Origin of the sequence: Marinobacterium sp. xm-d-530 (assembly GCF_013283365.1) — a bacterium.
Taxonomy (GTDB): Bacteria; Pseudomonadota; Gammaproteobacteria; order Pseudomonadales; family Balneatricaceae; genus Marinobacterium_E.
Map to the genome: position 1 here is coordinate 525,314 of NZ_WBYM01000001.1, position 24,689 is coordinate 550,002.

Below are 24,689 nucleotides of genomic sequence, written 5' to 3' on the forward strand. Positions count from 1 at the left end.
ACATTGGGTTACTTTGAACCAAACGGTTCAAAACTATGAGTGCATATTAGCAAATACCATTTAAATTAATAAATAGTATTTAATTGATTAGATATAACTTAAAGGAAATTTATCTTTTACCAATCAAGGTAAGCAGCAAAAAGACGCTGGCGGTCATGCCCAAGAAAACCTGCGCCAGCGCTTCCAATCCGACACTAGAGACTATAAGCCCCAAGGAGAGTGGCATAACCACTAAACCAACTCCGGCAGCAGAGATCTGCATGCCGATCAGGTTGGTCACATGCGATTTTGGGACTCGCTTTGAGGTGGTTGAAAGCAGTGCTGGGAAGGTTGGTGCAAAGCCAAGGCCGACCAGAGCAAGCCCATAGACCCCACCTGGCCCACCTAATTGAAGGGTGAACAGAACCAATCCAATCAGTGACATTAACAGACCGAAGAGCGTCAGGTTCATCTCACCAAACTTGGGCGCAAGCAGGCCAGCAAGGATTCGACCAAGGGTAAAAGAGCCCCAATAGATCGTTACCCAAAGCCCTGCCGTGGCAAGGACCACATCCCGCGATTCCGTCAACAGGGTAAATGCCCAAAAGCCCAAACCAATTTCGGCCGAGGTGTAGAGAAAAAAGGCCAACATACTTAGCCATGCCGCCGGTAGTTTGAGCGTGGCGAGCATGCTGGCATTACCCTGCTCTTCCGGTTCACCAGCACTAGGCTGGTCACTCCATAAGCCGCGATAGTGGATAAAAGCAGAAAGCATCAATAACATCAAAAACGCGACCAACAGATAGCCAGGCCGCCACAGACCTGTCATCGCCAGCGATAGGGTCATGATGGCAGGACCTAGAGTGACTCCGACACCAAAACTGGCATGCAACCACTGCATGATACGGCTTGAGTAGTGTTTCTCCACATAGGCATTGAGGCCCGCATCGATACCACCACCGCCCAGACCGGCAATCAGTGCGACAAAGGGCATCCAATACCAGTCAGGCACAACCATAAACAGCACCAATGCGATGACGGTAAGTGAAGCACTTTGAATCAGCAGGCCAGCCAATCCAATACGATTAACAATTGCACCGATCATGAAGCTGCTCAGAGCATAACCGACGGTTCCGCCGGTCATGATGATTCCGAGACGATCCAGAGTGGTTGAGAACTCATCGGCCATAGTGGGCCAAGCCACACCGAGCAGCGCATCAGGCAGGCCTAAGGAGATGAACGCGATAAAACAGAGAATTAAAAGAAGGCGGCTAGGATGCATGTAAAACTCACTAAAAAGAGCTTCAATCTAGCGAAGCTGTAATGAAGTTACCAATCCAAAATGTTCTTAAATATCAGTTGGCGACAAAGCGCAGGATCATCTCTTGTACCTGCTGATTAAGATGACTTTGCCCCTCTTCCGTAAATAGATCGTTGCCAAAGGCTGCACTGAAGGTTGAGCGGTTTGAGTTATTGAAGAAACAGGCTGAACTGATCAACCAGTGAAGCTCAATGACACTGATGCCCGATCGAAAAACACCCTCCTCAACACCTCGTTGGTAGATCTCGCCAAGCCGATCGATTGCAGGGTTGTTAACCTCCTCAAACGCCTCTTTTGCGATCAGATTGCGTCCCTCGTGAATGTTCTCAATCATAACCAGGCGAATAAACTGCGGATTGTTGCGCTGATGTTCAAAAGTGAACGCCACCAGTGAGCGAAGCGCCTGCTCGGGATTGAGATCATTCAAATGCAGCTGTTGCTCGCCCAAACGGATATCTCGGTAGGCAGCCTCAAGAACGGTACGGTAGAGCTCTTTTTTATCGCCAAAGTAGTAGTAGATCATCCGCTTGGATGTATCGGTTTTTTCAGCGATCACATTGACCCGCGCACCGGCATAGCCTGAGGTGGCAAACTCTTCGGTGGCGACACGCAGGATATTGGCTTTAACTGCTTCAGGATTACGTTTTTTTGCGGCTGAACGGTTCGATGTAGAAGGGATACTCATTTTACTTTTAACCAAACGTTTAAAAAACGGTTATAAAGGTTCTAACAAATTGTTTTAACCAAATAGTACAAAAAGCTTGAATGCCTGTATAGGGCTATGGCAAATTTGCACTACTTAGTTTTAACCAAGTAGTACAAAAGCTAAGAGCAAGACAATAAAACCAGCTTGCTTGGGGTAGGTGGTTTTAGACATCTTGCTACAAAAAATCTTGGAAACGTCATCTCTAGGCGTGAAACGATAATAAATTGGAGAGCCCAATGAAAAAGGCGATGCTAAAAACTCTTGTTGCTACTGCTGTAGCGGCTGCTTCTGTTTCAACTTTTGCAGCACCCACTATCAAACTAGGTCACGTTGACGGCGCTGACTGGCAGACATCTAAAAAAGGTGCTGCTGGTGTCATCTTCAAAAACATTGTTGAAGGTGAGACAGATATCAAAGTAGAACTTTTCCCAGCAAAAGCTCTAGGTAACGAAGGCGATCTAGTTCAGCAAGCACAGGAAGGCACTACGCACATGGCGATCGTTTCTGGCGCTATGGCTAAAATCTGTAAAGAAGCTGACGTTCTAAACATTCCTTACACATTCTCAAACGCAACGATCGCCTGGGACGTACTTGACGGTCAGTTTGGTCAAGATCTTGCTGCACACTGTCTAGAAGAGACTGGCCTACGCACACTTGCATACGGTGAGACAGGTTTCCGTAACTTCACTAACAACGTTCGTGAGATCAAATCTCCAGCAGACATGAAAGGTCTTAAGTTCCGCGTTCAGCCAATCCCTCTATACGTAGAGATGGTTGAAGGTCTTGGCGGTGAACCAACGCCTATCGCTTGGTCTGAACTTCCAAACGCACTTACAACTGGTGTTGTTGACGGTCAGGAAAACCCTGTCGGCACTATCTACAACAACAACCTTCACAAGCTACAGAAGTACATGGTTCTTGATGGCCACGTTTACGCTGCTGACTTCATCGTAATCAACGACGAATTCTTCCAGTCTCTAAGCGCTGCTGAGCAGGACATCATTGCTAAAGCCGCTCGTACTGCAGGCCTAATGGGTCGCGCAATTCAGCAGTTCAACACGGCTGAAGGCGTAACGAAAGTGGTTGCTGAAGGTATGAAAGTACACTCACCAACAGCTGACGAAATGGCTCAGTTCAAGAAGCTTGCACAGCCAGCGGTTAAAGAGTGGCTTGCTAAAGAGCTAGGTAGCGATGAGTGGATCGCTAAACTAGACGCTGCTGTAGAAGCTGCTTCTAAGTAATACTCCAAACCTCTTCAGGTTTGCACGGCTCCGACCATCCGGTCGGAGCCTATTTCTCAAAAAACTTATAACTGTCGGTATGACTTATGCACACTCTATTGCGTAAGGTGACCCGCTTCGTCGGTACCTTTTTTGCAGCAGGTTCAGCCATCTCTATGGCTTCAGTGTTCCTGATCATCTTCATAAACTCAGTACGCCGTTACACCATCGGAGAGTCGATCCCATGGGGCGAGGAGTTACCCGTCTACCTGGCAGTCTACGGAATTATGTTTGGCATGGCTTGGGCTTACCTGCTCGATCGCCATGTCTCTTTTGATCTTGTCGCGGGTCTGCTGCCTAAAGCAGCCCACAAACCGATCAATTTCTTTGTGGACCTCTGCATGGTCGTTATAGGTGCGCTGTTGAGCTACTCCGGCTACCTCTTCATGATGAAGCGCGGCAAAGTCGATGCATCCAGCATCCTTTCAAGTGCGCGTGAACTTCGAGATCTATTCGGTATCGAACAGCTTGCGGTTCTTGGGCAGATGTACCCCTACTACTTCGCTATGGTGCTGGGTGGCGCCATGCTTGCAGTAGCAGCACTACTGCGCCTGCTAAATCGAGCTGCGAATACCGATCAACATGAAGCGGAGGGCGCATTCTAATGACTTATGCCATTCTTCTAGGCGGTATCTTTATTGGCCTACCCATCGCTTTTGCCATCATCGCTGCACTGCTCTACTTCATGGCTGTGGGCGAATTCCCATACCATCTTCGCATCGTGGCAACACAGATGTTTGGTGGCATGGCCTCTTACCCACTATTGGCGATCCCTCTATTTATTCTTGCCGGCGAGCTGATGAATGAGTCGGGTATCACCAGTCGTATCATCGCATTTGCGAACGTTTTGGTCGGCAAAATGCGTGCCGGCTTAGCCATGGTGAATATCTGGGCTTCGGTCATATTTGCCGGTCTCTCTGGCTCTGCGGTTGCGGATACATCGGCGATTGGTCGTGTCTTTATTCCAGAGATGGAGAAGAAAGGCTACCCACGTGAGTTTGCTGCTGCCATTACGGCGGCCTCTTCCGTCATTGGTCCGATTATTCCACCATCGATTCCTGTCATCATCTATGCCCTGACTGTGACGGGTGTCTCGGTACCCGCGCTATTCATGGCCGGTGTGGTTCCCGGTGTAATGCTTGCGATCTTCCTTTCGGTCTACGTCTACTTCTTCAAAGGCCACTACGAGAAGCAGGGCACAGAGCACGAACTTGGCGAAAAGCAGAGCAACTCTCGCGCCCTGATCCAAGGGATTATTCCTCTATTGATGCCTGTCTTCGTGGTTGGCTCAATACTGATGGGGGTCGTGACGCCAACGGAAGCGGCCAGCTTTGCCGTGGCCTACGCCCTGTTTGTCGGAATCTTTGTCTTCAAAGAGCTGAAAGTCTCTAAACTGGCCGGTCTTTTCGCCCGAGCGATGCGCGACAGCTCGATCATCATGGTCGTTATCGGTGCGGTTGCTGCTGCTAACTGGTTGATGAACTACAACCGCGTTCCCAACATGATCACTGACTTCGCCTTGGAGTACATGACGGTTCAGTGGATGTTCTTAGTCGGCGTCATCATTCTCTTCTTAGTGGTCGGTCTGTTCCTAGAGGGCATCGCGGCAATGTTGGTACTGGTGCCGATTCTGCACCCAATTGCTGTGAGTCTAGGCGTCGACCCAACTCACCTTGGCATCATAATTATCTTCAACCTAATGATTGGCTTGATCACACCACCAATGGGACTCTGCCTGTTTGTCGCGGACTCCATCGCTAAGGTCGGTATGGCGAAGCTGAGCAAGGTGATTTTGCCGCTATTCTTAGTGGAGCTTTTAGTTCTTATTATTATCACGTTCGTTCCAGATTTGGTGATTGGATTACCAACAGCACTGGGCTTGCTGTAAAGGATGACAGCTATGAAGCAACTTAAACTGGGTTTAATCGGTAACTCAATCTCACAATCGCGTGCCCCTTTCCTGCACAAGATGTTGGGCGATATCTATGGCTTTGATGTCTCTTACGACTTGAAGGATCCGGGTCAAAGTGACAAAGAGGCATTTAAAACCATGCTTCAATCACTTCGTAATGATGGATTTACCGGTTGCAACGTCACCTTCCCCTTCAAATCCATTGCCGTTGAGTTCGTTGATGAGCCCGATGAAGCGGTACGTGAAGTAGGTGCAACCAATACACTCTACCTAGCCAATGGTGCTGTAAAGGCAACAAACACGGATTACACCGGTTTTATTCACGGCTACAAAGCTCAACGTGGTGACAAGCCAGCAGGTGAAGTACTGATGCTAGGCGCCGGCGGTGTCGGACGTGCGGTTGCCTTTGGACTGTTCCATTGTGGCGCAACTAAGCTGAACATCTTTGACCTGAACATTGAAGGGGCTGAAGCGTTAGCGGCTGCAGTACGGGCTAAAGGGTACAACGCTGAGGTTATCTCTAAAGAGCAGCTAGCCGAAACAGCTAAAGCCGCAAACGGTTTGGTCAACTGTACGCCCGTAGGACATTACGCTACACCAGGTATCCCACTTGATCCAGAACTATTTGGTGGCCAAGAGTGGGCGTTTGATGCGGTCTATGTCCCATTAGAGACTGAGTTTTTGACTGCTGCACACGAAGCGGGTTTAGATATCGTCAGTGGCTTTGACCTCTTCTTCCACCAGGGCATTGATGCCTTTGATACCTTTGCTGGCATCAAAGCCGATGGTCATGAAGCTTTGGGTCGCTTCATTGAAGAGTTTGACATTCAGAGCACGTTTATTAAATTAAAATAGTTTGCCATCGCTCCGGTGACTGGTTTTAACCAGTCATCCGCTTTATCAGCACCTGCTAATTCTGAGCGTAACAAGAATGCGGATGACAGGCTGAAGCCTGTCACCAATGTTACTCATAATGAGTCGATTACTACTCCGTGGATCAGCTTTATAGAGACCAGCAACAGTCCGACTTCTACTAAGCCAAAGAACCATCGATCCTTCAAAATCTTAGTCAGCTTAGCCCCCATAAAGGTACCCAACAGTGCACTGGGCACCATCCAAAGCGCCAGCGTTAAATCCTCTGTGGAGTAGCCACGAAGCGCTAGGTAGGGTGGCAGTTTTGAGAGGTTGATCACAGCAAAGAAGAGCGTTGCTGTCCCGGCAAACACCAGTTTCTCCAGTTTTTGTGGCAGAACATAGACCTGAAAGGGTGGGCCACCAGTATGGGAGATAAACGAGGTAAAACCGGCAATGGTGCCCCAGATCCAACCGCCCACTTTGGTCGGTTTTTTCGCCTCTTTTACTTGGCGCTTTCCAAACCAGATATAGGAGACAAACGTGAGGCCCATAATACCGATCAGCAGGGCGACAAACTGATCAGAGACAATGGATGCCGTTGCCCAACCAATAAACACCCCTAGCAGACCCGCGGGGATAAGATTTTTCAGATTGATCATTGAGAAGTGTTTTCGATAGAGCCACACCGCCACCATGTCACTGATGATATAGATGGGTAGCAACAGAATGGCACCCGTCATAGGTGACATCACTAGGGAGAGGATCGGCACCGACAACATAGCAATGATGGGCAATCCACCTTTTGATAGGCCAACAAACCAGGCGGCAATCAACGCAATGACAAAGGCTGTACTTCCAAATTCAATCAATTAGGGAAACCTGCACTGAACATAAAGAGCTTCAAAGTATACGGCTCTTTTTCAATCTATGTACAAAAGATGTTGCACTCATGCGGCAGGATCTTAGACTAGGCCTATATGACCAGTTCTCTGGCAAACAGTTAAGGATAGAACCATGGCAAAAATACTTCTGCTTCACGGCATCAACCACGCAATGTTCGGCAAGCGTGATCCGAAACATTACGGCACCTTTACGCTGCAAGATATCGAATCGGCCGCAGCTAATTGGGCTGCTGAGCAGGGGTGTGAGCTTGAGTGCTACCAGACAGACATCGAAGGTGAGCTGGCACGCAAAATTCATCAAGCCTTTTTGGAAGATGTTGATGCGATCGTTATCAACGCAGGTGCTTGGACTCACTACAGCTACGGTCTCACCGATGCGTTGGCGATATTCAAAGACAAAGGCCCTATCGTTGAGGTGCACATGTCCAACGTTCACGCGCGCGAGGAGTTCCGACATAAATCGGTCTTCTCACAGGTCGTTATTGGTCAGATATCAGGCTTTGGTTTGACCAGCTACAAGTTGGGTATTACCGCAGCAGCGGATGCGCTTAAAGCCTAAGCAAGAATCTGCTTAACCAAATCAAGGCCACCGGCTTCTAATGTAAGCAGGTGGCTTTTTCGTTCCACCCCCCAACGAAAGCCCCCTAATCCCCCGTCAGAACGCACCGCACGGTGACAAGGTATTAAATAGGCATGTCGGTTTTTACCTAGAGCACTACCCACAGCTCGAACCGCTGCTGGCTTACCAACCTCTTCCGCTAGCTGTTTATAAGTCAACACTTCACCTACTTTGCTAACAGCAATCCGCTGCCAGACCGCCTTTTGAAAATCTGTACCAGAGACGATCAAAGGTAACTGACCACCGTTAGTGAGGATGAATTGCTTAAATTGACAGTAATCCTCATTGGGTGGGATGGCCTCTGCATCGACGAAGGAGCTCTCTAAAATTCCCTGTTCGCACCAAACTATTTTAAGCAGACCCGCTGTAGTCTCTTTATAACAAGAGTGTTGGGCCTGTTCAGAAACCATCACATCTGAGTCGTTGATCAGTTTTATCATTTTGTCATCTCGATATTAATCCACAAAGGAGATAGGCCCAACGTTATAAATTGTTAACGCAAACGTCACCAAACTGTCATGTTTAAGGCGTTTAATCACGCTACTAAATTGATAAACAATAAAAAGGTAGCTGCACAATGAATCATAGTGATGCGCTAGTAAGAATGCACCATCGTGGCTTTAACGTTTCTGAGCTTAAAAACCAACCTAATATTGACCGCACCGATCTTGATGCTGCGTTGAAAAAGATCGAACGCGAGCATGAAACCTCTAAAAGAGGTCTAGCTCAACACTCGCAAGCCAGCTTTGCGATGCGACTTTAGACGCTAATTGCTCCAATAGCCCCTCATCTTCGTAGATTAATTGGACTTACACGAACCTTTGGTTATAAACTTATTCGATCGGGCGCTCTAAGCTAAATTTAGCTCCATAAGAGCAAACGAAAGTTCATGAATTGAGGTGGATATAATGAAAAAGACTCTACTTGGCCTAACAGCCGCTGCTCTTATGGTTCCTGCAACTGCAATGGCTGAGCGTGATGGCGCAACTGTATACAACACATACTGTCTAGCTTGTCACATGGTTGGCGTTGCTGGCGCTCCTAAAATGGGTGACGCTGCAGCATGGGCTCCACGTGCCGCTAAAGGTATCGATGCGCTTCTAGCGACTGCTAAGACGGGTATCAACGCAATGCCTCCAATGGGTACTTGCATGGATTGTTCTGATGCTGAACTTCAGGGCGCTATCCAACACATGCTAGATTCCTCTAAATAAGTTTTAGACGTCTCTACAAATAACCGGCCTAGTGCCGGTTTTTTGTTTTCTGGCATACAATAGCGGCTCTTAAAAACTCTCGGGGTACAGCTTGTCTGATCTAATCTGGTGGCAATACCTTCTCATTGCACTCATCTTTGTCTGGAGCGGCTTTGTTCGAACCGGCCTTGGCTTTGGTGGTGCCGTACTCGCCCTACCGTTTCTGCTGTTAATCGTTGATGATCCCCTCATCTTTCTGCCCATAATCGCCGTGCACCTGCTCATCTTTTCAGGGGCTATTACGCTGGGGAATCATTTCAAAGCGAAGCGTTTGGGAACCAGTGGGCTCAAAGAGAATGTCGATTGGCCCTATCTGAAGAAAACCCTAAAAGTGATGATTATCCCGAAGCTGATTGGGGTATTCGGGCTCTTAACACTGCCCAACGAGATCATGTCTGGGCTAATTTTTGTCATCGTCATCGTCTATTCAATTGGTTACATTCTTAATAAACCCTTTAAAAGCAACTCCGCTTGGATCGATAACCTCTTCTTAATGCTGGGAGGCTATGTCAGTGGTACTTCTTTGATTGCAGCGCCACTGGTCATGGCCGTCTACGCTAGCCATGTCGCTAAAGAGCAACTGCGCGATACTCTGTTTGTTCTCTGGTTCATTCTGGTGGTTATCAAGATGGGATCCTTCTTTGTCGTAGGCGTCGATCTGCAGTTAATCCACCACCTCTGGTTGCTGCCCTGCGCATTCATCGGCCACCTTCTTGGGCAAAAGCTGCACCGCTATCTGGTCAAGACCGATTCCGCCCGTTTCTTCAAAATTATTGGCACAGTGCTGATCATTACCAGCACCATCGGTATTGCACGGACCTTTGCTTAAGGACAAGGTATACTACAAAGCTTGTTCGCAGGTTTCCTAAATTTAAGGACTGAGTAATCATGGCAGAAAGTAAACAGACAACTGACTTCGAAGGCTCCCTAAAACGGTTAGAAGCTCTGGTTTCAGAGATGGAGAAGGGGGACCTCTCTATCGAAGAGGCACTAAAATCCTTTGAAGAGGGGATCAGCCTGACCCGCGAATGCCAAAACATTCTGCAATCGGCTGAACAGAAAGTCGTGATGCTAACAGAGCAATCCGGCGAGCTGGTAGAACAACCGTTTAACGAATCTGAACAAGCCTAATGCCGCAACCGATGTTAGCCCTGTACCGACAGAGAGTTGAAGCTGAGCTCAGTCAACGTTTAGCTGAGCGTAACGGGATTGACCCTAGCCTTCATCAGGCGATGCACTACAGCCTAATGAATGGTGGTAAACGCCTTCGTCCTACGCTGGTCTACCTGGCCAATGAGTTACTAGGTGGTCAGATTGAGCAAGCGGATACCGCCGCGTGTGCTTTGGAGTGTGTTCATAGTTATTCACTGGTGCATGACGATCTACCAGCTATGGATAATGATGAGCTGCGCCGCGGCAAACCAACCTGCCATATCCAATTCAATGAAGCGACCGCCATATTAGCCGGTGATGCACTGCTAACCTGGGCATTTGAACTGCTCAGCCAGCCTATTGATGCACTACCAGCGTCCACTCAGTTACAGATGATTCATACCCTAGCAAGATGCAGTGGTGATCTGGGTATGGTTGATGGCCAAGCCTTTGACCTAGGCTCAGAGGGTAAAAGACTGAGTCTAGAGCAGCTGAAAAGCATGCACGCAGCTAAAACGGGCGAACTCATTCGTGCAGCTCTGCGTTTAGGCGCTTTAGCCAGTGGTAATGCTACCGATACGGATCTAGAGGCACTCGATCGTTACGCGCAAAAGATTGGACTAGCATTTCAGATTCAAGATGACATCTTAGATATCGAAAGCACCACAGAACAACTGGGCAAACCCCAAGGTTCTGATGAAGAGAGAGACAAAGCCACCTACCCTGCACTTATTGGGCTTACTCAAAGCAAGCAGTGGTTGAATGAATTGCACCAACAGGCGATTGAAGCTCTAGAAACCTTCGGTGAACGTAACCAGTCATTAATAGCCCTTGCTGATTTTGTCATTGCCCGTAACCATTAATGATTACTGATATCCCCACACAACGTCCTGCGACTCCACTGTTGGACCAGATTGACACCCCTTCAGATTTAAAAGGGTTGAATCTGGGCCAATTACAGCAGCTAGCGGATGAGTTACGTCTCTATCTGCTCTTCTGTGTCGGTCAGACTGGGGGACATCTTGGTGGCGGACTAGGGGTTGTCGAACTGACACTAGCGCTTCACCAGCTATTAGACACACCAGACGATCATCTGGTTTGGGATGTAGGTCACCAAGCCTATCCGCACAAAATTCTGACGGGTCGTCGTGAGGCGATGCTTAACATACGGCAACGAGAGGGGCTTACTCCCTTTCCCGATCGAGCTGAGAGTATTTACGACTGCTTTGGCACTGGGCACTCCAGCACCTCTATCAGCGCCGTTCTCGGCATGGCGATTGCCGACACACTGCAAGGCAATGATCGTAAATCGGTGGCTGTTATAGGTGATGGGGCTCTGACGGCTGGTCAGGCCTTTGAAGCACTCAACCACGCAGCACATACTGATGCGAATCTACTCGTCATTCTGAACGATAACGACATGTCGATCTCGCCCAACCAAGGGGGATTGGCCACCTATCTAGCCAAGAATCTACGTGAGCAAGCACCCACTAACCCTGTGATGCCTCTATTTGAAGCACTGAACTTTGAATACTCTGGCCCTATTGATGGTAATGACCTGAGCCAATTAATCCCTGCCCTTAAGCAGTCATTGAGCCAAACAGGGCCTCAATTCCTGCATATTAGAACTCGTAAGGGGTTTGGGTTTAAGCCAGCTGAAGAGGATCCGGTCGGCTATCACGCCATCACTAAACTGGAAAAACCATCAGAGATCAGTGCTCCTAATCTGAAATACAGCGATCAGTTTGGCCAATGGATCTGTGAAACTGCTTCAAGTGACCCTCGAGTAGTCGCGATTACCCCGGCCATGAGGGAGGGTTCTGGCCTTGTGCAATTCGCTGACCAATACCCAACACGTTACTTTGATGTTGCCATTGCAGAACAGCACGCAGCCACCTTTGCAGCCGGCCTTACGGTAGGTGGGATGAAACCGGTTCTGGCAATCTACTCAACTTTTTTGCAGCGCGCTTTGGATCAGGTCATCCACGATATCGCCCTGCAAAATCTCGACTGTTTGATCGCTGTAGATCGTGCAGGATTGGTTGGGGAAGATGGTCCAACCCACTCAGGTATCTTCGATATCCCAATGCTTCGCTCGCTACCCGAGGTTGTCATTATGACGCCCTCCACACTGGATGAGCAGCAGCAGATGCTGACTCTAGGCTACCAATACAATGGCTGTGCTGTGGTCCGCTACCCTCGAGGCGAAGGCGTTAAGAGCAGAACTCCATTAGCGTCCTTAGCCATGGGTCAAAGCCGGTTGGTAAGAGTTGGTAAAGGTGGCGTTATACTCAACTTTGGCCCTCTTTTACCAGCAGCCGAGCAGGTCGCTGATCAGTTGGATCTTGGCTTAATCGATATGCGCTTCGTCAAACCACTCGATGAAGCTATGCTTGAAGAGCTAGTGAATACTTACTCTCACTTTATCACCCTGGAAGATGGGGCTATTGCGGGCGGAGCGGGCAGTGCTGTGAATGAGTGGCTGACTCATAATGGCCAGAACTTACGTTGTCTTAACCTTGGCATTCCCGATCGTTGGATTGAGCATGCGACTCGGGATGAACAGTTACAAGATGCCGGCTTAGATGCTGACTCAATTCGAGAGCAGATAGAGCACTTTCTACAGACCTAAAAAAACCCCAGCACTGCTGCTGAGGTTTATCAATGCACCAAATCAGTACCAACCTATGCCATTAAGCATCCGGTTTGAAATGCACTTCGCTCATCATATGACCGAGTTTACCCATTTTCGTCTCTAGGTAGTGCTCGTTGTAGCGGTTCTTACCGACTTGCAGTGGCACACGCGACGAGACATTCACACCATACTCTTCGAGTGCAGCGACTTTACGCGGGTTGTTGGTCATTAAGTTAACGCTCTTAACACCGATCGCATCCAACATTGGCTGACACATTGAGTAGTTACGCATATCAGCGGCAAAGCCTAAGCGCTCATTGGCCTCTACCGTGTCACAGCCAGAGTCTTGCAGGTTGTAGGCTTTGACCTTATTCAAAAGACCGATACCACGGCCCTCTTGGCGTAGGTAGAGCAGAACGCCTTTGCCCTCTTCGGTAATGCGCTTTAGGGCCTCTTGCAGTTGAAAGCCACAATCACAGCGCAAGCTGAACAAGGCATCACCTGTTAGACACTCTGAGTGCATGCGGGCTAGAACGGGTTCGTCACCTGCAACATCACCGTATACCAGCGCGATGTGCTCTTTACCGCTCTCGACCTCTTCGAAACCAACCATACGGAATACACCCATAGGCATTGGCAGTTTACATTCCGCTATCAGTTTAATATCCAAAATCTTATCCTCAATTCGATGCATCCTTGCATCTTTACCTCTGAATTAGTGAAAAGTATTACGACCAGATCACTAAAGCAGATTGCTATACAAGGTAGTTTACCGCTTGCACGACCCCTAGCGCCATCAATCCAGCCAATAGATCATCCAACATAATGCCTAGGCCACCCGAGACGCGTCGGTCTGCCCAGCCTATCGGCCAGGGCTTCCAGATATCGAATAGACGGAACATCACAAACCCGAACACGACCCACTCCCAGCCCGTCGGAAGCGCAATAAAGGTAATCCATAGGCCAACAAACTCATCCCAGACAATGCCGCCATGATCATGAACACCCAGATCGTCTGAGGTTTTGCCACACAACCAGCAACCCAATAAAAAGGTCACCAACATTAATAAAAGATAGGGTATCAGTGCCCAATCGTTGAATAGGTACCAAATAGGAATGGCCGCAAGCGTACCGACGGTGCCGGGTGCTTTTGGCGCGGCACCACTGCCCAAACCAAAGGCTAAAAAGTGAATGGGGTTTCGCCAGATACTGGCAGGCGCTCTATTCATGTTCGTTTCCAAAATGGTTGAAACCCAATGAGGCAGGCAGAGGCACAGGTTCGCCCGATTTCAACAGTGTGATCCCTGTTTGTTGTGTGATCTTGCCTACTAGAGTCAGGGGTAGTGCTAGACGTTCACTGATTTGTTGAAGTTCAGGCACTCTATCCTGTGGAAGTGTAAAGCAGAGTTCAAAATCCTCACCGCCTGAAAGCGCCCATCTCTCTGCCAAATCTGGGGCAAGATCTTTAATGTCGGCTGATAGAGGTAGTGACTCAGTATGGATCTCTGCCCCAACACCCGAAGCGGTTAATAGATGCCCAAGATCCGCTAATAGACCATCCGACACATCCACGGCTGAATTCGCAATTCCACGCAGCGCCTCACCCAGCGCAAGTCGCGCGGTTGGGCGATAGTAGCGTTCAAGTAGGTAATCAGACCCACTTTCACACTCAGCAGTTAATAGCGCTAATCCGGCTCGGGAATCGCCTAGAGTGCCGCTGACCACAATGGCATCGCCAGCTTTAGCACCGCTACGTTTAAGCGCCATGCCTAACGGAACCTCTCCATGCACCTGAGCCGTAAACACTTGTTGTTGCCCTGAGGTGGTATCCCCGCCGACCAATATCAGTGAGTAGTGATGACAGGCCTCTGCTAAACCTTTTGAGAAGGCTGCTAACCACTCTCGCGTAGGCCCATTCAGTGTACAGGCAAGTGTCAGCCATTTGGGGAATGCCCCCATTGCCGCCAAGTCGCTGACACTACTGGCAACTAATCGCCACGCCAAATCTTCTGGATCGATGTCCGGTAGAAAATGAACACCTTCAACCAGCGTATCGACAGAGATAGCGAGTTCGGTATGGGGACTGGACGTTAACAGAGCGCAATCATCACCAATGCCGAGTTGAACACTGGGATGATCGCCACTGATGGAGTCAAAATAGCGGCGAATCAGATCGAATTCGCCTGGCATTACTTACCGCGGTTGGCTTTGATCTCGACAGCGCGGACTTTTTGCGCCAGCTTATCGAGGACGCCATTAACGTACTTGTGGCTCTCGGTTGCCCCAAAAATTTTCGCCAACTCAACGCTCTCGTTGATAGCGACTTTATAAGGGACTTCGATACGATTGATCAGCTCATAAGCACCGATACGAAGTACGCTCACTTCCACCGGATCTAACTCTTCGACGTTACGATCCAGATAGATGTTAAACGCTTGATCAAGCTCTGCTTTTTGCGCATTCACGCCTTGCAACAGTTCAGAGAAGAGCGGTACATCGGTTTCACTCATGTCGTTGTCGACACGAAAATGAGCCTCTACCTCATTCGTTGGGTTTTTTGTCAGCTCTTGAGAGTAGAGTGCCTGCAGCACAAAGCTGCGAGCGTTGCGACGCTTCTCTGTATTAGAGACTTTTTTGCGCTTAGGAGCCTGTTCTTCGCTCATCTTAAACCTCAAGTTGGCGAAGAAGACTCACCATCTCAACAGCTGATAGCGCGGCTTCAGCGCCTTTGTTACCTGCTTTCGTGCCAGAGCGCTCGATTGCCTGCTCGATAGAGTTCACTGTCAGAACGCCGTTTGCAACTGGGATATCAAAGTCGAGAGATACCTGGGCTACACCTTTAGACGCTTCGTTAGAGACGTACTCAAAGTGTGGCGTACCACCACGAATTACCGCACCCAGTGCGATGATTGCATCATCTTGTTTCTGTTGAGCGACGCGCTTAACCGCCAATGGAATCTCAAACGCACCCGGTACACGAACGATGCGGATATTATCTTCAGAAACGCCGTGGCGTTTAAGAACGTCGATAGCACCTTCTAATAGGCTCTCTACGACAAATGAATTGAAACGGCCAACAACGATTGTGTAGCGACCATTTGCAGCGACAAAATCGCCTTCAACTACTTTTACACTCATGATCTTTTACTCTGCAAAAGGGATGTATTCATCAATCTCAAGATCAAAGCCTGAGATTGCATTAAATTTCATTGGTGAACTGAGCAGGCGCATTTTGCCTACCCCAAGATCACGTAGAATCTGTGAACCTGTACCGACTGTCAGGTAAGCGCCGGACGCGCTGACATTCACTTTAGACGGTTTAGAACCACTGGTGATCTGGCTGATAGAGTCGCCAAGATCGATGCGATTACCACTATCCAGAAGCAGGGCAACACCCTTACCTTCTGCAGCGATACGCTCTAGTGCGCGACGCAGTGTCCACTTAGCTTCACTCTCCTCAGCTACGCCAACCACGTCACGCAGAACTTCAGAGCGGTTGTGTACACGAACCATAGTCGGCTCATCAGCACTGATATCACCTTTGTGAAGTGCAAGGTGGGTACAGCCGAGGATCTCATCGTTATAGGTCGTGTAATTAAACTGACCGTAATCTGTCTCCAGTGAACCTGTGTCTGCCACCGTCACTGTCTGCTCATTAGTCGTACGGTAGTGGATTAGATCCGCAATAGTACCGATCTTCAAACCGTGCTCTTTGGCAAAGATCTCAAGGTCGGGACGACGCGCCATGGTGCCATCTTCGTTCATCACTTCGACGATCACAGACGCTGCGCTCATACCTGCCATACGAGCCAAATCACAACCCGCTTCTGTATGACCTGCACGGCTTAATACACCACCTGGCTGTGCCATCAATGGGAAGATGTGACCTGGCTGAACGATATCCTCAGGTTTAGCATCACCACGCACGGCTGTACGCACAGTATGAGCACGATCAGCGGCTGATATACCCGTGGTCACACCTTCAGCCGCTTCAATAGAGACCGTGAAGTTGGTGGAGTAGGCTGCACCGTTGCTCTGCACCATCAGCGGGAGGTTCAGACGTTCACAGTGTTCACGCGTCAAGGTAAGACAGATTAGACCGCGGGCATTCTTTGCCATGAAGTTGATGTCATCTGGACGCACCATTTCGGCCGCAATCACTAGATCACCTTCATTCTCACGATCTTCATCATCCATCAAGATAACCATCTTACCTTGGCGAATGTCGTCGAGTAGCTCTTCGACGCTGTTTAATTGCATATCCACTCCTAAATTAACGCCTGTGCATAAAGCCTGCAGAGGCCAACATCTCCAATGAAATCCCTTCACTGGACGATTCAGATTCCTGTTTCGTTTGAAGCAAACGCTCCAAGTAGCGAGCGATCATATCTACTTCGATATGAACACCATGCCCCACTTCATACTGACTAATGATCGTTGTATCTGCCGTATGAGGCACAATGTTGAGGTAAAAGCTGTGTTCATCAACGCTGTTCACCGTCAAACTTACACCGTCTATTGTAACCGATCCCTTCGGCGCGATATAGCGAGCTAACGAGCTAGGCATGTCGACGGCTATGCGCACTGAGCGGGCATCGCGCTCAATGGAAGCGATGCTACCCACAGCATCGACATGTCCAGAGACTAAGTGCCCGCCTAAACGGGTTGTTGGCAGCAGTGCTTTTTCCAGATTGACCGCTTCACCGGGTCGCAGATCCATCAATCGAGTATGTGCCAGACTCTCTTGCGAAACATCGGCCGTAAAATGTTGTTGATCATACTCAATCACGGTGAGGCAGACCCCATTGGTGGCAATACTGTCGCCTAACGCCACATCGGACATGTCCAATTGACCCGTTGCTAGGGTCAATCGAAGGTCGCCACCAACCTCTTGTTTGGCAGCGACGGTACCGATCGCTTCTATAATTCCGGTAAACACCTTCTGCTCCTAAACTGTCCAGGTCATGCGAAGATCATGACCAAACTGTCGGACATCTTTCAGTTTCATCTCGATCGCTTCAGACATCTCAGTTAATGGAAGCTCAGCTAGAGGGCGGGCATCAGACCCCATCAATTTAGGTGCCATATAGTGAACCAACTCATCTACTAACCCTGCTGCTAGCATGGCACCGGCTAACTGGGCGCCACACTCCACCAACACCTCATTACAGGACTCTTTTTCGGCCAAATAGCTAAGCAACTGTGGCAAATCGATACGCCCTGCTTCATTCGCTAGTTGAACCTGCTCAGCACCCTCAAGTGGGTTGCAGTTGTTTGCAGCGACAACCTGCAAGGTTCTGCCAGGCAGCGCCAGCATCTGTGCTGAGGCTGGCAGCCTGCCCTGCGAATCCAGTACCACGCGCAAGGGTTGACGACCTTCAGTCAGCGGCACAACCGATGCCGGCAACTGAGCTTCCCGAACCGTCAAAGCAGAATCATCTTGTAGAACCGATCCGACCCCGGTAATCACTGCACTACTGCGGGCTCGCAGTCGTTGCACATCGGCTCGCGCTTCAGGGCCAGTGATCCACTGCGACTCACCCGATGCCATGGCCGTTCGTCCATCAATACTGGTAGCAAGTTTCAATCTAACAAAAGGACGGCCGCGCTCCATTCTGGAAAGAAACCCAGGATTCAGTGCCCGCGCTTCAGTCTCAAGTAACCCGGCAGCCGCATCGATTCCCGCCGCTTTCAACATTGCAATGCCTTTTCCGGCGACTTCAGGGTTTGGATCAACCATGGCCGCAACGACACGCGTCACTCCGGCGTCGATGAGTCCTTGAGAGCAGGGTGGCGTCCGACCAAAGTGGCTGCAGGGTTCCAGAGTGACATAGGCAGTCGCACCGGTTGCATCACCGGCCGCTTTTAACGCGTTGACTTCTGCATGGCCCTCACCGGCGCGCTGGTGGTAACCCTCGCCGATAATCACACCATCGCGCACCAATACACAGCCGACTCTGGGGTTAGGGTCTGTGGTGTAGGTGCCTTTAGCCGCCAGCTGTATGGCTCTTGCCATGTACTGGCGATCTTCGATCGTAAAACTCAAAGTAGCTCGTCTCCAAACAGATCTGGACTATCTGGAACCTGTGGTTCCTGTTTTTTCTGACGAGATTTACGACTCGGTTTCGATTTAGGTTCTGGTTGGGCGTTAGCCGTCAGTGCCGATTTCGAGGCACTTTTAGTCTCAACTACTTCGGGCTCAGCTAGACGCTCAATTTCAAGTTTAAACTCATTGATGTCTTGGAAGTCACGGTAGACCGAAGCAAAACGAACGTAAGCGACCTGATCAAGCTTACGCAGTTCAGCCATGACCGCTTCGCCGACCAGTTTTGACTCAATTTCACGCTCTCCCGGTGCACGCAAACGCTGCTTTACACGGTTCAAACAGGCTTCAATCTGTTCAATACTGACCGGGCGCTTCTCTAGGGAACGTGTAATACCTGAACGGAGTTTCTCTTCGTCGAACGGCTGGCGACTGCCATCATTCTTAATCAGACGCGGCATTAACAGTTCAGCCGCTTCAAAGGTGGTGAATCGCTCATGACAGCTCACGCATTCGCGACGACGACGAACCTGCTGACCTTCTGAGATCAGTCTTGAGTCGTTCACTTTGGTGTCCGATGCGCCACAGTAGGGACAATGCATATTGGCCTCTCAGTGCTGTTAAAAGAGCGAAAAAGGGCAGCTCAATGCTGCCCTCGATATTCTATGCGGTTGAGAGCGAACTCTCAAATCCACGATTAAGCGTAAACTGGGTACTTCGCGCAGATCGCTTTAACCTGCTCTTTCACGCGGTTGATCACATCATCATTGTCGATGTTCTCAAGCACGTCACAGATCCAGTTAGTTAGCTCAGCCACTTCAGCTTCTTTGAAGCCACGACGAGTAACGGCTGGAGTACCGATACGTAGACCTGAAGTGACGAACGGTGAACGTGGGTCGTTTGGAACCGAGTTCTTGTTCACAGTGATGTTAGCACGACCTAGTGCCGCATCAGCATCTTTACCGCTGTACTCTTTGCCAATTAGGCTCAGTAGGAATAGGTGGTCATCAGTACCGCCAGAAACGACATCAAAGCCACGCTGCTGGAATACTTCAGCCATCGCCTGTGCATTCTTAACAACCTGTGCTTGGTACGCTTTCCACTCTGGCTCCATCGCCTCTTTGAAGCAGACAGCCTTAGCCGCGATAACGTGCATCAATGGACCGCCCTGAGACTCTGGGAATACCGCAAAGTTCAGTTTCTTCTGCAGCTCTTCATCAGCGCGCGCAGATAGAATCAAACCACCACGTGGTCCGCCCAGTGTTTTGTGAGTCGTTGTTGTCACGACGTCAGCGTATGGCAGTGGGCTTGGGTAAACGCCAGCAGCCACTAGGCCAGCAATGTGTGCCATATCGACAAATAGGTATGCACCCACTTTGTCAGCGATTTCACGGAACTTAGCCCAATCAACGACACGCGAGTAAGCAGAGAAACCGGCAATGATCATTTTCGGTTTATTTTCTAGAGCAAGACGCTCAACTTCCGCGTAGTCTAGGTCACCGTTCTCATCAAGACCGTACTGGAAGGCATTGTAGATACGGCCTGAGAAAGAGACTGCAGCACCGTGAGTCAAGTGACCACCGTGTGCAAGGCTCATACCCAAAATAGTATCGCCGGCTTTACAAAGCGCCATAAATACAGCCGCGTTAGCTTGTGAACCTGAGTGTGGCTGAACGTTTGCAAACGTTGCACCGAAAAGCTCTTTAGCACGCTCAATCGCAAGCGTTTCTGCTTTATCAACGTACTCACAACCGCCGTAGTAACGTTTGCCTGGGTAACCTTCCGCGTACTTGTTAGTAAGAACTGAACCCTGCGCTTCCATAACACGTGGACTGGTGTAGTTCTCTGACGCAATGAGCTCGATGTGCTCTTCTTGACGCGTCTCTTCAGACTGCATTGCTGCCCAAAGTTCTGCATCGTAGCTAGCGATGTTCATATCCTTACTAAACATGGAGATCCCCTGTATTGGTTCAACGATCTGACGACTTTGGCTGCAATCGAGAAGCCTGGTCAGCTCGAAAGATTTTGATGGCGCGCATTATAAGGCAAAACGGGTAGAAAAATCACTTGAAAAGCGATCAGGTCAACCTGCAATTGTTCTCAAGTTTAAGTGTGCCGCCCTGTGATTTGACCGCCCCCTATCTGGTATACTCTGCGCAACCTTTTTAAATGGGTCATGCAACGGCGTTGTAGCCCAGATATTTTGCTAGGAATCAACACATGGCACAGTTTGTCTATTCAATGAACCGCGTTGGTAAGGTGGTCCCACCTAAACGCGAAATTCTTAAAGATATCTCCCTATCCTTCTTCCCTGGCGCGAAGATCGGTGTCCTCGGTCTGAACGGTGCGGGTAAATCAACGCTGCTAAAAATCATGGCGGGCGTCGATCAGGATTACATCGGTGAAGCGCGTCCAATGCCCGGCATTAACGTCGGCTACCTACCGCAGGAACCTGAGCTGGATGAGACAAAAACCGTTCGTGAAGTGATCGAAGAGGCGGTGGCCGATGTCAAAGGCGCTATGGCTGAGCTGGATGAGGTCTACGCAGCATACGCTGACCCAGATGCAGATTTTGATGCCCTAGCGAAACGCCAAGGCGAACTAGAGAACCTTATCACGGCCAAAGATGGTCACAACCTTGATACAGCATTAGAGCGTGCGGCCGATGCGATGCGTCTACCGCCTTGGGGTGCTGAGGTAAAACACCTATCTGGTGGTGAGCGTCGCCGAGTGGCTCTTTGTCGTTTGCTGCTTGATCACCCAGACATGCTGCTACTCGACGAGCCGACCAACCACTTGGATGCTGAGTCGATCGCTTGGATCGAACGCTTCCTTCAGGAGTACCCAGGTACCGTGGTTGCGATTACCCACGACCGCTACTTCCTTGATAACGCGGCTGGTTGGATTCTGGAACTGGACCGTGGCCATGGCATTCCATGGGAGGGTAATTACAGCTCATGGCTAGAGCAGAAAGATGCTCGTCTAGAGCAGGAAGCTAAACAAGAAGCGGCTCACCAGAAAGCGATCAAAGCAGAACTTGAGTGGGTGCGCCAAGGCGCTAAAGGTCGTCAATCGAAATCAAAAGCACGTCTAAAACAGTTCGAAGAGATGAACTCTAAAGAGTTCCAGACACGTAACGAAACTCAAGAGATCTACATTCCACCTGGCCCACGCCTAGGTGACAAGGTGATCGAACTGAAAAACGTGACTAAGAGCTACGGCGATAAGCTGTTGTTCGAAAACCTCAACTTCTCGATTCCACCGGGTGCGATTGTAGGCATCATTGGTGCCAACGGCGCGGGTAAATCGACTCTGTTCCGCATGATTGCCGGTGAAGAGCAGCCAGATTCAGGCTCTGTAGAGCTTGGTTCAACGGTACAGCTTGCCTACGTCAACCAGTCTCGTGAATTAGATGGCAACAAGACGGTCTTCGAAGAGATCTCTGACGGTTCTGATATGATCACGGTAGGCAACTACACCACCCCTTCACGCGCCTACTGTGGTCGCTTCAACTTCCGCGGTTCCGATCAGCAGAAGTTTGTCAAAGATCTGTCAGGTGGTGAGCGTAACCGCCTGCATATGGCGAAATTGCTTAAAGAGGGTGGCAACGTACTGCTTCTCGATGAGCCAACCAACGACCTGGATATCGAAACGCTACGTGCACTTGAGGAGGCAATTCTAGCCTTCCCAGGTTCTGCGGTAGTGATTTCCCACGACCGTTGGTTCCTTGACCGTATCTGTACTCACATGATCGCCTACGAAGGTGACTCACAGGTGACCTTCTTTGAAGGTAACTACACTGAGTACGCGGAAGACTACAAGAAACGCTTCGGCAAGGATCACCAGCCAGAGCGCATCAAGTATCGCCGCATGAGCTAAGCTCCTGCCACCATCAAAAAAGCCGCTTCTCAGCGGCTTTTTTTATCTCTCAATCCTGATCAAAAACCAAATCTGCCTTTCGGCTTCGTTCTACCACCGTTTTAGCGTTCGGAAGGTCGTTGTTCCAAGCTTTTTGCTCAGCCTGCTGTTGTGTGTAGCCATGATCTAACCAACGCTGAATCAGCCGACGTTCCAGCTCTTCAAATGTGGGTGATGTAAACACTGTCAGATCAAAATAGGGGGCCAACTCTGACCAAGGCGCTTCGTCTAGTAAAAGGTAGTTACCCTCTACTACGACCACTTCACACCCTTTAGGCAGAAGACCCGCATCGATATGACTCGCCTCAATTGAGCGATCAAAAATTGGGTAACGTACATCAGCATCCGCTTGTTTAATACGTCGTACCAGGCTGATCAATCCCTCTACATCGAAGGTGTCTGGAGCACCCTTTCGATCTAAACGACCTCGTTCGACCAGGACCTCATTGGTTAGATGAAATCCATCCATTGGGATAACAGCGGCCTGTCCATCCCCTTTAGTGTCATTGATAGTGTCGACCAGCTCCTCAGAGAGCGTCGACTTACCGGCACCGGGCGGGCCAACCACAGCGATGACAACCCGTGTGCCAAGCTGATGATAATTGGTTAACCATGAGAGTAGATGTTGTACCTGTTGTGAAATCATTACTGCTTACTCAGATTAGATAGAGTCTAAGGCTTCAGAGAGGCGATCAACGGCGATGATCTTCATACCCGGAACGTTCTCTTTTGGCTTATTACCTTTGGGCACAATCGCACGAGTAAAGCCGTGTTTAGCCGCCTCTTTAATTCGCTCCTGCCCGTTTGGCACTGGACGAATCTCACCGGACAAGCCAACTTCACCAAAGACGATCAAGTCGGTTGGCAGTGACTTATCACGAAAACTGGAGACAATCGCCGTTAATAGCGCCAAATCCGCGCTGGTCTCCATGACTCGTATGCCGCCAACCACGTTGATAAACACATCTTGATCACCGGTCATTAATCCACCATGACGGTTCAATACCGCTAAAAGCATCGCCAGTCGATTTTGGTCCATCCCCACGGCCACACGTTTAGGGTTGGAGTGGTGCGACGTGTCGACTAGTGCTTGAAGCTCGACCAGCATCGGACGGGTGCCCTCCCAGACGACCATCACGACACTGCCCGGCCTTGCATTATCATCACGACTTAGAAAGATAGAGCTGGGGTTCTTAACCTCTTTTAACCCTGTCTCGAGCATGGCAAACACACCCAACTCATTAACGGCGCCAAAACGGTTTTTATGGCTGCGCAGTGTGCGGAATCGGCTGTCGCTCTCGCCCTCTAGTTGCAGTGAACAGTCGATCATATGCTCAAGTACTTTGGGGCCGGCCAATGAGCCATCTTTGGTCACGTGGCCTACCAGAAAGATCACCGTGCCCGTCTGTTTGGCGTAACGCGTTAAATAGGCCGCACTTTCACGAACCTGAGATACAGAACCTGGTGCAGACTGGACATCGGAAACGTGCATCACCTGAATAGAGTCGATGACTAACACCTTAGGCTTGAGTTGATCCGCCACATCACAGATGGTCTCGACAGAGGTCTCAGAGAGCATCTTCAGATCCCCAACTGCTAGGCCTAAGCGTTTAGCACGCATGGCGACCTGTTGCAGTGACTCCTCACCGGTCACATAGAGTGCTGGCATATCGGCCACCAGTGCGGCCATGGTTTGTAACAACAGGGTCGATTTACCGGCACCGGGATGCCCACCGATCAACACGGCAGATCCAGGTACTAAGCCGCCCCCTAGGACTCGGTCCAATTCACCGATCTTACTGCTGATACGATCTGTCGCTTTCAGCTCCACCTCTGAGAGGCTCACCACTTTCGACTGACCCGCTTCACCGGCATAACCCTGACGACGCACGGCAGCCTGAGCACCACCTGCCGGTGCAGAGCCAAGACGCACCTCTTTCAATGAGTTCCAAGCTTTACAGGCAGTACATTGCCCTTGCCATTTACTGTAATCAGCTCCGCACTCGTCGCAGACGTAGGCTAACTTTGCCTTTGCCATATAAGGTTATTACTCCATAGAAGTTGCGTAAGGTTTGGATTACGCGTACAAAATGTCTATCTATTTTGCATTAAGC

The 24,689-nt window shown here is 49.7% G+C and carries 27 protein-coding genes and 1 pseudogene; 12 read left to right on the top strand and 16 right to left on the bottom strand.

Translation table 11 applies throughout. The features are described 5' to 3' along the window. Positions 1–109 precede the first annotated feature (109 nt). The gene (locus XMD530_RS02735) at positions 110–1,261 is read right to left on the bottom strand and encodes a sugar MFS transporter (protein WP_173506690.1); all 1,152 of its coding nucleotides are present in this window, start codon (positions 1,259–1,261) and stop codon (positions 110–112) included. A gap of 73 nt (positions 1,262–1,334) precedes the next feature. After that, the gene (locus XMD530_RS02740; protein ID WP_173480149.1) at positions 1,335–1,985 is read right to left on the bottom strand and encodes a TetR family transcriptional regulator; all 651 of its coding nucleotides are present in this window, start codon (positions 1,983–1,985) and stop codon (positions 1,335–1,337) included. 257 nt (positions 1,986–2,242) lie between these two features. Here XMD530_RS02740 and dctP point away from each other — a divergent pair, with 257 nt between their 5' ends. The 4 genes from dctP (at position 2,243) to XMD530_RS02760 (ending at position 6,053) form a co-directional block, all read left to right on the top strand. Beyond that, positions 2,243–3,247, top strand: a complete 1,005-nt coding sequence (gene dctP, locus XMD530_RS02745) for a DctP family TRAP transporter solute-binding subunit (RefSeq protein WP_173480148.1) — start codon at positions 2,243–2,245, stop codon at positions 3,245–3,247. Positions 3,248–3,333: 86 nt separating this feature from the next. Then, complete coding sequence (locus tag XMD530_RS02750) at positions 3,334–3,891, top strand: TRAP transporter small permease (RefSeq protein ID WP_173480147.1); 558 nt, start codon at positions 3,334–3,336, stop codon at positions 3,889–3,891. Next, positions 3,891–5,174, top strand: coding sequence for a TRAP transporter large permease (locus tag XMD530_RS02755; RefSeq protein ID WP_173480146.1), 1,284 nt, complete (start codon positions 3,891–3,893; stop codon positions 5,172–5,174). The genes XMD530_RS02750 and XMD530_RS02755 overlap by 1 nt, the downstream gene beginning before the upstream one ends. Positions 5,175–5,186: 12 nt before the next feature. Continuing rightward, a complete protein-coding gene (locus XMD530_RS02760; RefSeq protein ID WP_173480145.1) occupies positions 5,187–6,053 on the top strand; it encodes a shikimate dehydrogenase in 867 nt (288 codons plus the stop codon). A 113-nt stretch (positions 6,054–6,166) separates the two neighbouring features. Here XMD530_RS02760 and XMD530_RS02765 read toward each other — a convergent pair whose 3' ends face one another. Then, complete coding sequence (locus tag XMD530_RS02765) at positions 6,167–6,922, bottom strand: sulfite exporter TauE/SafE family protein (RefSeq protein ID WP_173480144.1); 756 nt, start codon at positions 6,920–6,922, stop codon at positions 6,167–6,169. Between the two features lie 145 nt (positions 6,923–7,067). Between XMD530_RS02765 and XMD530_RS02770 the strand changes: the two genes are divergently transcribed. Further along, entirely contained in the window at positions 7,068–7,514 is a 447-nt protein-coding gene (locus tag XMD530_RS02770; RefSeq protein WP_173480143.1) for a type II 3-dehydroquinate dehydratase, read from the top strand. Here the strand turns inward: XMD530_RS02770 and XMD530_RS02775 are convergent. Then, the gene (locus tag XMD530_RS02775) at positions 7,511–8,014 is read right to left on the bottom strand and encodes a methylated-DNA--[protein]-cysteine S-methyltransferase (protein WP_173480142.1); all 504 of its coding nucleotides are present in this window, start codon (positions 8,012–8,014) and stop codon (positions 7,511–7,513) included. The genes XMD530_RS02770 and XMD530_RS02775 overlap by 4 nt on opposite strands. A 137-nt stretch (positions 8,015–8,151) precedes the next feature. Between XMD530_RS02775 and XMD530_RS02780 the strand changes: the two genes are divergently transcribed. The 6 genes from XMD530_RS02780 to XMD530_RS02805 all read left to right on the top strand — a co-directional run bounded on the left by XMD530_RS02780 (position 8,152) and on the right by XMD530_RS02805 (position 12,611). Continuing rightward, complete coding sequence (locus XMD530_RS02780) at positions 8,152–8,337, top strand: hypothetical protein (RefSeq protein WP_173480141.1); 186 nt, start codon at positions 8,152–8,154, stop codon at positions 8,335–8,337. 145 nt (positions 8,338–8,482) lie between these two features. Further along, on the top strand, positions 8,483–8,788 hold the full coding sequence (locus XMD530_RS02785; RefSeq protein WP_173480140.1) for a cytochrome c5 family protein: 306 nt from the start codon (positions 8,483–8,485) through the stop codon (positions 8,786–8,788). A gap of 91 nt (positions 8,789–8,879) precedes the next feature. After that, positions 8,880–9,656, top strand: coding sequence for a sulfite exporter TauE/SafE family protein (locus XMD530_RS02790; protein WP_173480139.1), 777 nt, complete (start codon positions 8,880–8,882; stop codon positions 9,654–9,656). A gap of 59 nt (positions 9,657–9,715) precedes the next feature. Next, positions 9,716–9,958: an exodeoxyribonuclease VII small subunit gene (locus XMD530_RS02795; RefSeq protein WP_173480138.1), complete on the top strand. Its 243-nt coding sequence runs from the start codon at positions 9,716–9,718 to the stop codon at positions 9,956–9,958. Further along, a complete protein-coding gene (locus tag XMD530_RS02800; RefSeq protein ID WP_173506691.1) occupies positions 9,958–10,842 on the top strand; it encodes a polyprenyl synthetase family protein in 885 nt (294 codons plus the stop codon). Before XMD530_RS02795 ends, XMD530_RS02800 begins: the two co-directional genes overlap by 1 nt. Next, positions 10,842–12,611, top strand: a complete 1,770-nt coding sequence (locus tag XMD530_RS02805; RefSeq protein WP_173506692.1) for a 1-deoxy-D-xylulose-5-phosphate synthase — start codon at positions 10,842–10,844, stop codon at positions 12,609–12,611. The genes XMD530_RS02800 and XMD530_RS02805 overlap by 1 nt, the downstream gene beginning before the upstream one ends. A gap of 61 nt (positions 12,612–12,672) precedes the next feature. Here the strand turns inward: XMD530_RS02805 and ribA are convergent, their stop codons facing one another. From ribA to glyA, 10 genes and pseudogenes are all read right to left on the bottom strand, one after another. Then, positions 12,673–13,284, bottom strand: a complete 612-nt coding sequence (gene ribA / locus XMD530_RS02810) for a GTP cyclohydrolase II (protein WP_173480732.1) — start codon at positions 13,282–13,284, stop codon at positions 12,673–12,675. An 85-nt stretch (positions 13,285–13,369) separates the two neighbouring features. Next, positions 13,370–13,843 carry a phosphatidylglycerophosphatase A gene (locus XMD530_RS02815; protein ID WP_173506693.1) on the bottom strand — a complete coding sequence of 158 codons (474 nt, stop codon included), beginning with the start codon at positions 13,841–13,843 and terminating at the stop codon, positions 13,370–13,372. Further along, the gene (gene thiL / locus XMD530_RS02820) at positions 13,836–14,804 is read right to left on the bottom strand and encodes a thiamine-phosphate kinase (RefSeq protein ID WP_173480134.1); all 969 of its coding nucleotides are present in this window, start codon (positions 14,802–14,804) and stop codon (positions 13,836–13,838) included. Before thiL ends, XMD530_RS02815 begins: the two co-directional genes overlap by 8 nt. Further along, entirely contained in the window at positions 14,804–15,277 is a 474-nt protein-coding gene (gene nusB, locus XMD530_RS02825) for a transcription antitermination factor NusB (RefSeq protein ID WP_173480133.1), read from the bottom strand. Before nusB ends, thiL begins: the two co-directional genes overlap by 1 nt. A 1-nt stretch (position 15,278) precedes the next feature. Then, positions 15,279–15,752 carry a 6,7-dimethyl-8-ribityllumazine synthase gene (ribE, locus tag XMD530_RS02830; protein ID WP_173480132.1) on the bottom strand — a complete coding sequence of 158 codons (474 nt, stop codon included), beginning with the start codon at positions 15,750–15,752 and terminating at the stop codon, positions 15,279–15,281. Between the two features lie 6 nt (positions 15,753–15,758). Continuing rightward, positions 15,759–16,874: a bifunctional 3,4-dihydroxy-2-butanone-4-phosphate synthase/GTP cyclohydrolase II gene (gene ribBA, locus XMD530_RS02835; RefSeq protein WP_173480131.1), complete on the bottom strand. Its 1,116-nt coding sequence runs from the start codon at positions 16,872–16,874 to the stop codon at positions 15,759–15,761. A gap of 13 nt (positions 16,875–16,887) precedes the next feature. After that, positions 16,888–17,553: a riboflavin synthase gene (locus tag XMD530_RS02840; protein ID WP_173484448.1), complete on the bottom strand. Its 666-nt coding sequence runs from the start codon at positions 17,551–17,553 to the stop codon at positions 16,888–16,890. A 9-nt stretch (positions 17,554–17,562) separates the two neighbouring features. Beyond that, a complete protein-coding gene (ribD, locus tag XMD530_RS02845) occupies positions 17,563–18,660 on the bottom strand; it encodes a bifunctional diaminohydroxyphosphoribosylaminopyrimidine deaminase/5-amino-6-(5-phosphoribosylamino)uracil reductase RibD (RefSeq protein ID WP_254446167.1) in 1,098 nt (365 codons plus the stop codon). Positions 18,661–18,797: 137 nt separating this feature from the next. After that, positions 18,798–19,259: pseudogene (gene nrdR, locus XMD530_RS02850) on the bottom strand (transcriptional regulator NrdR); the annotation flags it as partial. 95 nt (positions 19,260–19,354) lie between these two features. Next, the gene (gene glyA / locus XMD530_RS02855) at positions 19,355–20,608 is read right to left on the bottom strand and encodes a serine hydroxymethyltransferase (protein ID WP_173480128.1); all 1,254 of its coding nucleotides are present in this window, start codon (positions 20,606–20,608) and stop codon (positions 19,355–19,357) included. Between the two features lie 269 nt (positions 20,609–20,877). Here glyA and ettA point away from each other — a divergent pair, with 269 nt between their 5' ends. Then, positions 20,878–22,536, top strand: a complete 1,659-nt coding sequence (gene ettA / locus XMD530_RS02860; RefSeq protein ID WP_173506694.1) for an energy-dependent translational throttle protein EttA — start codon at positions 20,878–20,880, stop codon at positions 22,534–22,536. Positions 22,537–22,585: 49 nt separating this feature from the next. Here the strand turns inward: ettA and XMD530_RS02865 are convergent, their stop codons facing one another. Both XMD530_RS02865 and radA read right to left on the bottom strand, forming a co-directional pair. Next, positions 22,586–23,221, bottom strand: coding sequence for a nucleoside triphosphate hydrolase (locus tag XMD530_RS02865; RefSeq protein WP_173480126.1), 636 nt, complete (start codon positions 23,219–23,221; stop codon positions 22,586–22,588). Between the two features lie 15 nt (positions 23,222–23,236). Then, positions 23,237–24,613, bottom strand: a complete 1,377-nt coding sequence (radA, locus tag XMD530_RS02870; protein ID WP_173489006.1) for a DNA repair protein RadA — start codon at positions 24,611–24,613, stop codon at positions 23,237–23,239. Positions 24,614–24,689 lie beyond the last annotated feature (76 nt).